This window comes from Variovorax sp. AB1(2024) (assembly GCF_037482385.2).
Taxonomy (GTDB): Bacteria; Pseudomonadota; Gammaproteobacteria; order Burkholderiales; family Burkholderiaceae_C; genus Variovorax.
In genome coordinates this window covers 626,576-637,997 of sequence record NZ_JBBHKP020000002.1, presented here as the reverse complement: position 1 = coordinate 637,997, position 11,422 = coordinate 626,576, and the positions used below count along the sequence as shown (strand labels likewise).

12 protein-coding genes are annotated in these 11,422 nt (G+C 69.0%); 7 read left to right on the top strand and 5 right to left on the bottom strand.

The window, feature by feature from the left end:
* Window positions 1-15 precede the first annotated feature (15 nt).
* The 7 genes from WIX39_RS29905 (at window position 16) to WIX39_RS29875 (ending at window position 7,306) form a co-directional block, all read left to right on the top strand.
* The gene (locus WIX39_RS29905; protein ID WP_081268954.1) at window positions 16-807 is read left to right on the top strand and encodes a BMA_0021/BMA_0022 family TOMM bacteriocin; all 792 of its coding nucleotides are present in this window, start codon (window positions 16-18) and stop codon (window positions 805-807) included.
* Window positions 808-823: 16 nt separating this feature from the next.
* Entirely contained in the window at window positions 824-1,672 is an 849-nt protein-coding gene (locus WIX39_RS29900; protein WP_409196746.1) for a class I SAM-dependent methyltransferase, read from the top strand.
* Entirely contained in the window at window positions 1,665-3,878 is a 2,214-nt protein-coding gene (locus tag WIX39_RS29895) for a TOMM precursor leader peptide-binding protein (RefSeq protein ID WP_409196745.1), read from the top strand. The genes WIX39_RS29900 and WIX39_RS29895 overlap by 8 nt, the downstream gene beginning before the upstream one ends.
* A gap of 23 nt (window positions 3,879-3,901) precedes the next feature.
* A complete protein-coding gene (locus WIX39_RS29890) occupies window positions 3,902-4,840 on the top strand; it encodes an FHA domain-containing protein (RefSeq protein ID WP_409196744.1) in 939 nt (312 codons plus the stop codon).
* Between the two features lie 104 nt (window positions 4,841-4,944).
* Window positions 4,945-5,604 carry a hypothetical protein gene (locus WIX39_RS29885; protein WP_409196743.1) on the top strand — a complete coding sequence of 220 codons (660 nt, stop codon included), beginning with the start codon at window positions 4,945-4,947 and terminating at the stop codon, window positions 5,602-5,604.
* 17 nt (window positions 5,605-5,621) lie between these two features.
* Window positions 5,622-6,113 (top strand): hypothetical protein, encoded by a 492-nt coding sequence (locus tag WIX39_RS29880; RefSeq protein WP_234383041.1) that lies wholly within the window; start codon window positions 5,622-5,624, stop codon window positions 6,111-6,113.
* A 125-nt stretch (window positions 6,114-6,238) separates the two neighbouring features.
* The gene (locus WIX39_RS29875) at window positions 6,239-7,306 is read left to right on the top strand and encodes a hypothetical protein (protein WP_409196742.1); all 1,068 of its coding nucleotides are present in this window, start codon (window positions 6,239-6,241) and stop codon (window positions 7,304-7,306) included.
* 18 nt (window positions 7,307-7,324) lie between these two features.
* Here the strand turns inward: WIX39_RS29875 and WIX39_RS29870 are convergent, their stop codons facing one another.
* The 5 genes from WIX39_RS29870 to WIX39_RS29850 all read right to left on the bottom strand — a co-directional run bounded on the left by WIX39_RS29870 (window position 7,325) and on the right by WIX39_RS29850 (window position 11,298).
* The gene (locus WIX39_RS29870) at window positions 7,325-7,717 is read right to left on the bottom strand and encodes a nuclear transport factor 2 family protein (RefSeq protein WP_409196741.1); all 393 of its coding nucleotides are present in this window, start codon (window positions 7,715-7,717) and stop codon (window positions 7,325-7,327) included.
* 92 nt (window positions 7,718-7,809) lie between these two features.
* Entirely contained in the window at window positions 7,810-9,090 is a 1,281-nt protein-coding gene (locus tag WIX39_RS29865; RefSeq protein WP_409196740.1) for an NAD(P)/FAD-dependent oxidoreductase, read from the bottom strand.
* Window positions 9,087-9,848, bottom strand: coding sequence for an amino acid ABC transporter ATP-binding protein (locus WIX39_RS29860; RefSeq protein ID WP_081268947.1), 762 nt, complete (start codon window positions 9,846-9,848; stop codon window positions 9,087-9,089). The genes WIX39_RS29865 and WIX39_RS29860 overlap by 4 nt, the downstream gene beginning before the upstream one ends.
* A complete protein-coding gene (gene ehuD / locus WIX39_RS29855; protein WP_081268946.1) occupies window positions 9,845-10,516 on the bottom strand; it encodes an ectoine/hydroxyectoine ABC transporter permease subunit EhuD in 672 nt (223 codons plus the stop codon). Before ehuD ends, WIX39_RS29860 begins: the two co-directional genes overlap by 4 nt.
* A 14-nt stretch (window positions 10,517-10,530) precedes the next feature.
* Window positions 10,531-11,298 (bottom strand): ABC transporter substrate-binding protein, encoded by a 768-nt coding sequence (locus WIX39_RS29850; RefSeq protein ID WP_409196739.1) that lies wholly within the window; start codon window positions 11,296-11,298, stop codon window positions 10,531-10,533.
* Window positions 11,299-11,422 lie beyond the last annotated feature (124 nt).

Here is an 11,422-nt window from a genome sequence, read left to right as displayed (position 1 = left end):
AGGATTGAAGTCACCATGACCCTCCAGCGCCAGAACGCCGACCCGTTGCTCGAATTCCGCCTCGCCTACCTGCGCGGCATCGCCCGATCGTGGCAGGACGACGCCTACCGCCGCGAACTGCTCGAGCAGCGCGACATCCAGCCGCTGCTGCACCGCGATTTCGGCCTGCCGACGCTGTGGCCGCAGCTCGACATCTCGCTCTACCAGAGCGCCGACCCGCACCAGCGCGCCGAGTGGAAGCCCATGCTCACGGCCGGGTGGATCGGCCCCGATGACGCCTTCGTCATCGTGCTGCCGCAGGCGCCGGCGTCGAACGCCTCCGAGGCCCTGGCTGCCTACTACCAGCAGTTCCCCAACTTCATGGGCTCCTCCGCCCAGTTCGAAGCGTCCGAAGTGACACCGGGCCTGCTCGGCGGCGGCCTGCCTACGGGCCTGGGCATTCCCGGCGGCGGCCCCGATTCGCTGCTGGCCTTCGGCGGCGTGGTGCTGCGCGCCATCGCGCTCGCATGGCAGTCGCCCGAGTTCCACGCGGAACTCACCCGCGACGACGGCGCCGACAAGGCCAATGTGCTGAGCCAATGGCTGGGCTACAACAACCCGTTCAACTTCGAGATCCGCTTCGCGACCAACTCGGCGTTCACCTGGGACGCCGCCGCCGGCCAGTGGAACCAGACGAACCCGGACGGCTCGCCCATCAAGAACAGCATCCGGCTGAACTACCCGAGCGCGCCCGAAGAAAAGGACATGTGGGCGATCGCGCTGACCTCGTACAACAACACGGGCAGCGCCTATCCGTTCACCTGCTGAGCTTGCCGTCGCGCCGGTGCAGACGCAACCGCCGACCCAGGCGCTGCAGGGCGCCACGGCCACGCTGCTGCTGACGCTGGCCGCGCGTGCGCGCGCCGGCGGCATGGCGGACATGCCGGCGTTCGACGATCCGCAAGCGCGCCGCATTGCGGCGGCGCTGCCCCTCGACCTGTCGGGCTACGCGGCGGACACCGCCTTCGTGCGCGGCGTGGTGGTGCGCGCGCTGCTGTTCGACCGGTACGCGGCGGAGTTTCTCGCGGCCCATCCGACGGGCCTGTGCATCGCGCTGGGCGCGGGCCTGTGCACGCGCCGCAGCCGGCTGGCCGCGGTTGCCGGCGCCGCAGCAGCCGGCGCGCGCTGGCTGAACGTCGACCTGCCCGATGCCATTTCCCTGCGCGAGCAATACATGCCCCGCGCCGAGGAAGAAGACAACCTGGCCTGCTCGCTCCTCGATGCCGCATGGCTCGACACCGCAGGCCTGCCGGGCGACCGGCCGGTGCTGGTGATGCTGGAGGGCGTCTGCCCCTACCTGCCGCAGGCGCCGCTGGAGGCCGTGCTGCGCCGGTTGGCCGAGCGGTTCGCGCGCGGCGGCCCGCCGTGCTTCGTCGTGCTCGACCACGTGCATCCGGCGCTCGCGCGGCTTCCGATGCAGGTGGGCGGCATGCATCTGCCGGTGGTGTCGGGCTTCGAGGAGGCCGCCGGCCTTACGCGCATTCATCCGTCGATCCGGGTGATGTCCGAGGAACATCCTTATGCGCAGTTCTCGCAGCAGCACCTGCTGTTCGAGACCGCGTTCCATGCCACCACGGGCGCGCGGCCCTACGCCGTCGTCCGCCTCGCATTGGGCTCGCAAGACGATGCGTGACGCCGCCGCGCCCGACCTGTTCGGCGACGTCTTCCAGTGGCACGAGAAATACCTGCCGCCGGCGGTGCTGCGCGACCGCCTGCTGCTGCTGAGCGAGAACGAGCTGCTGGTGCTCGGCTCTCCCGGTGTGATGGCGCTCGAGCGCGTGCTGCGCGAAGGCGTGAGCCTGGCGACGCACTGCAGGGACGCGGGTGCCGGCGCGCTGCTCGCCGAGATGCTGCATGCGCTTGGCGCCTTGCTGCGGCAGGGCCTGGTGCGCCCGGTGATGCTGCGCGGCGGCGAGGCCTACCTGCTGCCCGATTTCTCGGCGCCGCACACGCCCATGGCGGTCGCGGTCCGTGTCGAGGCCATCTCGCTGACGGACGCGGTGGGCCGGGGCGCGGCGATGCGCTGGGGCCAGGCGCTGGCCGAGGCGCTCGATGGCGCGGGCGCCAGCATCAGCCCCGGCCTCACGATCGTGTACTGCGACGACTACCTCGACCCCCGGCTGGGCGCCATCGATGCCCGGCAGCGCGCAAAGGGACAGCCGTGGCTGCTGGTGAAACCGGCGGGCGAGCAGGCCATGGTCGGCCCGCTGTTCACGCCGCGTGCCGGCGTAAGCGAAGGCGAGGCGCCGGCCTGCTGGCATTGCCTTGCGCACCGCTGGCTGCGCAACCGGCCGGCGCGCGCCTGGTGGCGGGCGCGGCATGGCGACCTGGACAGCGGGCCGCCGGTGCGCGCGGGCGCCAGCCTGGTGGCCGAACGGCTGGACGGGCTGCTCGTCAAGGCGCGGCAGATGCTGGTCGCACCGCCCGGCGAGGCGCAGGCGGTATGGACGCTCGATCCGCTCGAAAGAAATCCCGTGGCCGCGCGCCCCCAATGCCCGCAGTGCGGAAACCCGGGGCTCATGGCGCTGCTGCAGCGCGAGCGCATCGCGCCGGCGCCCGGCGGACCTGTCGCCGGCGCCGACGGCGGCTGGCGCACCGTGCCGGCTTCGGCCACGGTCGAGCGCCTGTCACGCCATGTCGGGCCCCTGTGCGGCGTGATCGCGCGGGTGAGGTCCCTGAATGCAGAGTCCGACGACATGCTGACGGTCTACCGCAGCGAGATCTTCAAGACCCCGCAGACCTTCGGCGACCCGGCCCCCGGCGCCTGGATGCAGACCTGCCTGGGCAAGGGCATGTCGGCGGCGCAGTCACGTGCCAGCGCGTTGTGCGAGGCGGTGGAGCGCTACGCCGCTTTCTACCAGGGCGACGAAGCCACGGTCATCGCGCCCGCCGCGGACCTGGACGCGCGCTGCATTCCGCCGACCGCGCTGGCGCACTTCAGCGAGCACCAGAAGTCGCAATTCGGCACCGAGAAGCCGCCGCACGCCGTGGCTGCGGCCGACGCCGGACCGGAGCCGGCCTGGTGGGTGCCCGCGTGGTCGCTGACCGCCGATGCGCGCTGCTATCTGCCGCTGGCCTTCTGCCACGCCCATGCGCCCGCCGAAAGCCAGTACCACGTCACCTGGACATCGAACGGCTGCGCTGCCGGGAACACGCTCGAGGAGGCCATCCTGCAGGGCTTCCTCGAACTGGTGGAGCGCGATGCCGCCGCCATCTGGTGGTACGGCCGGGTCCGCCGGCCTGCCATCGACCTGGACGGCATGCCGGTCGCCACCCGCCTGCGCCTGTCGCGCACATGGGGGCTGCAGTGGGCGCACTGGGTGCTCGACATCACGCACGACTTCGGCATTCCGGTGGTCGCGGCGGTGGGGCGGCACCGGCAGACCGGCGAATGGGCCGTCGGCTTCGGCTGCAGTCCGGACCGCATGCTGGCCTGCGAGCGCGCGCTCACCGAAATGAGCCAGCTGATCGCGGCGGGCAAGACCTTCCCGGTGCCCGGCGCCGAGGGGGGGCAGGAGGCACCCGCCTTCCTCATGCCGATGGAAGAGGGCGGCGCCGTGCCGCTGCATCCGTCGCCCGACGCCGGTGCGCGGCGCGACATCGCCGGGGAGATTGCGCGGTGCGTGGGCATCGCCACCGGCCTGGGCCTGGAGACGATCGTGCTCGACCACTCGCGCCCGGACATTCCGCTGCGCACTGTCAAGGTCGTGGTGCCGGGCCTGTGCCACATCTGGCCCGAGCTGGGCAACCAGCGTCTCTATGGCGTGCCCGTGGCGATGGGGTGGCGCGACGCGCCCCTGCAGGAAGCCGATCTCAACCCCCAGGCGCTGTACGTCTGAGCGGGCGAGCGAAAATACAGGGTATGGCTCTCTTCAGGAACAAGCGAGACGGCCGCTCCATCGTGCTGCGCCCCGTCCATGCGTTCGGCCGCCGTCCGTCGGCCTGCCAGACCGTGCTCAAGGCGCCCGATGTGTCGCAGGTCCATGCATTGGTCCGCTGGAACAGCCTGGCCTGGGAAATCGTCGACCAGAGCCGCAACGGCACCACCCTGGACGGGGTACGCCTGCCGAACGGCCGCTGGACCGCCCTGAGCGTGGGCGCCGAGGTGCGCATGGGCCTGGGCGACGAATCGGCCTGGATCGTGCAGGACCTGACGCCGCCCGTCACCTGCCTGTTCCCGGGCCAGGGACACGGCTTGCCCGTGGCGCTCAACCCGCGCGAAACCTTGTTGCCCGACGCCCAGCAGCCCGAGGTGAACGTGTATTTCCACGAAGGGCGCTGGATGCTCGAGCACATCGACGGCATCGAGCACCTGAACGACGGCGCCATGGTCAGCACCTCGCGCGGCGCCTGGGAGTTCGTGCTGTGCGACGACCTGGAGTCGACATCGGAGAACGCCGTCGCCTCGTCGGCGCCGAAGACGGCGGATGTCGCGCTGCATTTCGACGTCAGCCAGGACGAGGAGCACACCAGCCTCAGCCTGCTGGCGGACGGCAAGTCGGTGTCGCTGGGCGAGCGCATCCACCACTACACCCTGGTCACGCTCGCGCGGGTGCGCCAGCAGGACGCGCAACGCGGCGTTCCACCGCAAAGCCAGGGCTGGATCGGGCTGGACGACCTCTCGCGCATGCTGGGCGTGGAGCCGTCGTACGTGAACATCCAGATCTTCCGCGCCAAGCACCAGATCCTCAATGCACTGCCGGCCAGCCTGGGCGAGCCGCCGCTGGTCGAGCGGCGGCGCGGCAACGTGCGCCTGGGCGACTACCCCTTCGAGATCCGGGGCGGCGCGCACCCCATGTAATCGGTTGTAATTTCATTTCTATCCCGCTCTCCCTAGAGTGACTTCCAGTGCAATGCCGCCCCTGCGGCGCGCATTGGCTGATTCAGTCACTTCTTCAGAGAGTCATGGGAAAGATCTATTCCGTCACGGTCGACAACCACGCAAGCCATTCGGCTTACTTCATGGTGTTCCAGAGCGACCCGACCCAGTGGGCGCCCAACGCCTTGTCGCTCGCCTGGTTCGCCAAGTATTCGAACCCCGGGCAGAACGCGCGGACCCGCTTCGAATGGACGACCGACACCGGTTTCTCCTGGGCTGAAACCGGCGAGCTGCAGCCCGGCATCCAGTTCGCTCCGGCCGAAACCTGCGAGCCGAGCGGCGGCAGCAACAGGATCTCGCTGGACTGCGAGGACGGCATCTACCGGTTCGCCAACCCCAGCTGGGGCGCCGATCCCGCGCGCTTCTACCTCGCCGAGACCGCCAACATCCCGGCCCGCTCACAGGCCTGCGTCGGCGTGACCATGTCCGGCAGCACGGTCTATGCGGTGCAGGCCCGTCCGAACCAGAACCTGGCCTTCTCGCCACGCCCCCGGTACTTCATTGCCTACGGCGACTACCAGCAAGGCGATGTCATCGATGTCAGCACAATCAACAACCCGCTGGAGCTGTCGTTTCCGGCCGGCGTCCATGCGCTGACGACCACGCTGCATGCCGACGGCAGCTGGACCCGGCCGATCTCCCTTGCCCGGGCCAACGAGCAGCGCCTGCGGCTGCTGTCCATTTGAGTGAGGAGGAAAGCGAAATGCATATCGCCAGCGCCAACGTTTCGAGGCCGACACCGGATTTCGCGGAGGACGACCGTGAAAAGAACACCGCGTTCTTCAATGCGCGGCGCCACGCCGACGACCCGCCTGCCCGGCGCGCCGGGGAGGGCGCGATGAGCATGGACGTGCGGCGCGTGCTGCTCGTGCCCCCGGGCGCTCGCCTCGAGGATCCGCGGGTGACCTGCCTGCCGATGGAAGAGCGTGTCTGGGAGAGCGGCTACACGCTGGTCATCGACGAAGTCAAGCGCGGGCTGCTGCAGGACTTCTGGAAGCACTACTACGGCTCGTCCGCCGAGATGGACGTCTCGGGCGTGCAGCTGATGGAGTTCCGCAAGGACATCATGGCGGTGACGCCGGAGTGCGTGGGCCAGCCGGCGGTGCTGCGCTTTCTCGTCGAACTGGGGCGGATGTGCGTGCAGGCCTACCGCCAGGACGCCAGCCTGCGCGTGGTGACCAACCACGCGGCCTGAGATCCGATTGCTGCTGGAGGACATATTCGATGGGATGCCTGGCTCCTCAGAACATGAGGCAAATTTTCCCGAGGTGCCCCGGGCCCAGGGACCTGTACAGCCCTGATGCCACGACCGGGCAGGCCATGGCTCCCGTCTGCCCCTGGTGCCGCAAGGAGGATCGCAACACGCATTTCGATCCTGCCCGGCTTCAGGTGCGCGCCGTCCAGGTGGAATCGCACAGTCCGGTATTGCAGCGCCCGGAAACCGCGGAGCCTGCCCAGGCGCGGTCGGTGATGACCCGATGGTTCCTGGCCTCGCTCTATGTCGACGCGATCGGCAGGCCGCCGAGCCCGGATTCGCTCGCGTTCTGCGTGGCCGGTTCCCTGGCCCGCCTGGATGCGGCCCCGGTGTCCGACATCGAATGCTTCGTCATCCTGAAGGACCCGTCCGCCGCCGTGCGGATGAAGGCTGTGGGGAGGGTGTTCAGGAAAAAGCTGCTGGCCACGGTGCCGCACGATCCGGCGGGGAGGGCGGGCGATCCCGCCGGCATCGACCCGGTCACGCTCTGCGATGGACCCGCGGAGATCCGCAACCTCATCGTGCAGAGGAACATGGACCGGCTGATTCATCCGCTGCTGAATGCGCAGGTGGCCTTCGGCAACCGCGAACTCCTCGCGGAGCTGGGCGATCTCCTGAAGAACGCGGCGTCACCAGACCTCAGAGCCCAGGGCCTGTCGGACCTGAAGGCGTGTTTTCATGACTGCCAGCCATCGAGGCTGCCGGGAAGCTTCGGCGGCCTGGTGGCGATGGACCTCGAAAGAGACCTCGCCCGGCCGCTGGCGCTGTGCGTGAACGGCCTCGCCAGATACAACGGCATCGATGCCATTGGCGTGCGCGCCCAGGCCCACGAACTCCGGACAGCCAAGGTCATATCCGCCCCTGTGCACGAGATGATCATTGCCTGCTCCGAGGCGCTGGAGCGAATCTGCGCGGCCTCGCAGCTGGCATGCCTGGGCCATCACGCGGACACGCTCGACGTCAGCAGCGAGGCCGAGGTTCCCGGCGAGTTGATGAAGGTCGCCTCCCAGGTCAATTGCCTGCAGCACATCGCGTCCAGGTATCTTGAATGGCTCGACTCCGGCACGCCGGTCATCTTCGGCAACGAGAGCCCCTTCCTGAGCAAGTCTCCCGCGACCTACTACGGGGTGTGACCGGCGCGGCCGGTTCGTTCAGGCCTGCGCCGCCTGCAGCTGCGCGCCCATCTTCTGGTGGATCAGGTTCACCGCCTTCAGCGGTCGCAGCATCACCTTGAACTCGGTGATCCGGCCGGCGTCGTTCCACTTGATCATGTCGACGCCGTTGACCTGGATGCCGTCCAGCTCCAGCGTGAACTCGAGCACCGCGTCGTTCGCGGACTGGAGCTCGCGCACGTAGCGGAAGCTCTCGTTGAAGAACACCTGGAACGCCGCGGCCAGGTATTTCTGCGTGATGGCCTTGCCCACCTGGGGCTTGTGCACCACCGGCGAATGAAAGACGGCCTCGTCGTCGAGCAGGGCGTCGAGCCCCGCCGCGTCGCGTTCCTTGACGAGGCGGTGCCAGGTGGCGAGTGTGTCGATCGGCATGGGTCTCCTGGGGCTGTTGTGGTTGACGCCCGCCATTTGACGCACGCACGCGCCGCATGGCAAGGCGGCACGCGCGCGTAGGCGACTCGCCTTCAGGCCAGCCGGTCGAGCAGGCTGTACCAGGCCACCCCGCCCGCCACGTAGAAGCGTTGCAGACCGTGCAGCGGAATCGGCCGGATCGGCGTCACCGGGTACGGGAAGTCCGCACCCGCGTCGATGAGCCGGGCAGCCAGGTGCTTGCCCATGCTCGTGGCCAGTGCAATGCCCCGCCCGTTGTAGCCCAGCGCGATCGTCACGCCCGGCGCCGGGGTGTGCACATGCGGCATGAAATCGCGCGTGACCGCGATGCGCCCGGCCCAGCGGTACTCGTAGCGCAGCAGCCCCAGTTGGGGAAACAGCAGTTCGAGCGAACGTTCGAGGTGCGCGAAATCCGCGGGCCCGGCCGGGTCGGCGAAGTGGCCGCGACCGCCCATCAGCAGACGGCCCTGCGCGTCCTTGCGGAAGTAGAGCAGCAGTCGCTGCGAGGTCGATGCGGTTTCGCCGCCGGGCAGGATGGCGTCGGCCGCGGCGCCCTTGAGCGGTTCGGTGGCAACGATGAAGCTGTTGGCGGCCAGCACGGTGCGCGACAGCATCGGCCACAGCGCGCCGGTGTAGCCGTTGGTGGCCATCAGCACCTGGTCGGCGGTGATGCTGGCGCCGGTCGACGTGCTCGCATGCCAGTGCGTGCCGCGGCGCTCCAGCGCCGTGACCTCGGTGCCGCCGTGCACGCGGGCACCTGCGGCCTGTGCGGCACGCACCAGCCCGCGCGTGTACGCCAGCGGCTGGATGCTGCCGGCGCGGCCGTCGAGCCAGCCGCCCGCAAAGGCTTTGGTGCCGAGCCGCGCGCTGACGGCGGCGCGGTCGAGCTGCTGGGTGTTGACGCCGCGCCTGGCCCACTGCGCGGCGCGCGCATGCAGCGCGGCCACGTCCTTCTGCGCGTACGCCACCTGCAGCCAGCCGTTGCGCACCGGCTGGCAGTCGATGCCGTGGCGTGCGATGAGGTCGAACACGAGGTCGGCCGATGACGAGACCGCATCGATCAGCCGTGCGGCGCGCTCCTGGCCATGGATGCGCACCAGCTCGTCGGGGTCGTGCTTGAGCGAGGGATTGACCTGCCCGCCGTTGCGCCCCGACGCACCCCAGCCGGGCTCGTGCGCCTCGAGCACGCAGGCCTGCACGCCGGCCTCGGCCAGATGCAGCGCAGCCGAGAGGCCGGTGAAGCCGCCGCCGACGATCAGCACGTCGGTCTTGCGCGATTCGGCCAGCGGCGGCGTCGGCGCAGCGGGCGGCGCGGTGTCGGCCCAGAGTGAAGGAGGCAACGCGCGAGCGCTCATGCGCGCACCTCGGTGGCCCCGATGGCACCAGACGGATGCAGCACGCGGCGCAGGAAGTCTTGCGTGCGCGCCTGGCGTGGCGCGCCCAGCACCTGCGCGGACGGGCCCTCCTCGACGATGCTGCCGCTGTGCAGGAAGCACACGCGGTCGGCCACTTCGCGCGCAAAGCCCATCTCGTGCGTGACGACGATCATCGTCATGCCCTCGTCGGCCAGCGCGCGCATCACGCCGAGCACGTCGCCGACCAGTTCGGGGTCGAGCGCCGAGGTGGGCTCGTCGAACAGCATGGCCTCGGGCTTCATGGCCAGTGCGCGGGCGATGGCCACGCGCTGCTGCTGGCCGCCCGAGAGCTGCGCCGGATACGCCTGCGCCTTCTCGGCCAGCCCCACCTTGGCCAGCAGCGCCAGCGCTTCTTCGCGCGCCTGCGCCGCGTTCTGGCGCAGCACGTGGACCGGGCCTTCCATCACGTTCTCCAGCACCGTGCGGTGCGGGAACAGGTTGAAGCGCTGGAACACCATGCCCATGCGGCTGCGCAGCCGGTGGATGGTGGGCGCGGTGCGGTCCACGCGCTCGCCGAAGGCGCGCACCACGCCGCCCTCGTACGACTCGAGGCCGTTGATGCAGCGAAGCACGGTCGACTTGCCCGAGCCCGAAGGGCCAATGAGGCAGACCACCTCGCCCTTGTCCACATGCAGGCTCACGCCCTGCAGCACGCGGTGCGTGCCGAAGCGTTTTTCGAGTCCCTCGACGTGGATCATGGTTGTTTTCTCCCGGCGGCGAAGCGCTTCTCGAGCCGGCGCAGGCCGTACACCAGCGGCAGGCTCATGAGCAGGTAGAGCAGGGCGACCAGCGTGTAGACCGTCATGTTCTGGAAGGTCGACGAAGCGATGAGCTGGCCGGCGCGCGTCATCTCGGCCACCGTGATGGTCGAGACCAGCGAGGAATCCTTGAGCATCATCACCAGCGTGTTGCCGTAGGGCGGCAGCGCGATGCGAAAGGCCTGCGGCAATATCACGCGCCGCATGATCAGCGCCGAGCGCATGCCCATGGCCTGCGCGGCCTCGCGCTGGCCGGGGTCGACCGCCTCGATGCCGGCGCGGAAGTTCTCGGCCTGGTAGGCCGAGTAGGCGATGCCCAGGCCGATCACGCCGGCCTGGAAGGCCGTGAGCTGCACGCCGAACTCCGGCAGCACGAAGTAGATGTAGAAGAGCTGCACGATGATCGGCAGCCCGCGGATCACGTTGACGATCACCGAGCCCGCCCAGGACAGCGCGCGCACCGGCGACAACTTCATCAGCGCGAGCGCAAGGCCGAGCGCGCTGCTCAGCAGGAAGGCCAGCACCGTGACTTGCACGGTGACCACGGCGCCCTGCAGCAGGATCGGCAGGAAGTCCTGCGCGTTCTGGAGAAAGGTGGGAGCAGCCATGGGTCAGCGCGCTCTCAGATGCCCCACTTCTGCACGATCCTGGCGAGCGTGCCGTCGGCCTTCACGGCGGCAATGGCCTTGTTGAGGCGAGCCAGCGTCTCGGTGTCGCCCTTGCGCACCACCAGGCACACGTCACCCACGTTCACCGGCTTGTAGCTCTCGACCAGCCTCACGCCCGGAAAGGTGTTCTGGCGGATCTGGTAGGCCATGATGGGCTGGTCGCCCAGCCCTGCCTTGATGCGGCCTAGGGAGAGGTCGCGCGTCATGTCGGCCACCGAGTCGTAGCTGCGCACCTCCTTGAAGATGCCCTTCTTGTTCAGCATGTCGAGAAAGACGGTGCCGACCTGCGCGCCCACCACCTCGCCCTTGAGCTCGTCGAGCGAGACATACGCACGGGCGTCGTCGGCCTTGACGATCAGGCCCTCGCCGTACGAGTACACCGGATCGCTGAAGTCGACCACCTCCTGGCGCGCCGGCGTCTTCAGCATGGCGGCCGAGACGATGTCGATCTTGCGGGCGGTGAGCGAGGGGATCAGCGCCGAGAACACCGTCTGCTGCACGTTGACGTTGAAGCCGCCGGCCTTGCCCACGGCGGTGACGGTGTCGACCATCATTCCCTGGATGCTGTTGGTCTTCACGTCCAGGAAGGTGAAGGGCACGCCGGTGGCGGTGGCGCCCACGTTGTAGGTCGGCGCGGCGCCCTGCGCCACGGCCAGCGAGGCGCCGCCCACGATGCAGAGACCCAGGGCCAGGCGGTGAAGGCGGCGAACGATGCGATTCATGGATGCACTCCTTGAAGGACAGAAGTTGGAAAAGTGGACGGAAAGGATGGGTGCCTTTCGCGATGCAACATGCGTGCCAATAATCGATTCTTTTGAATCTCTTATCAATAAATGAAAACCACTA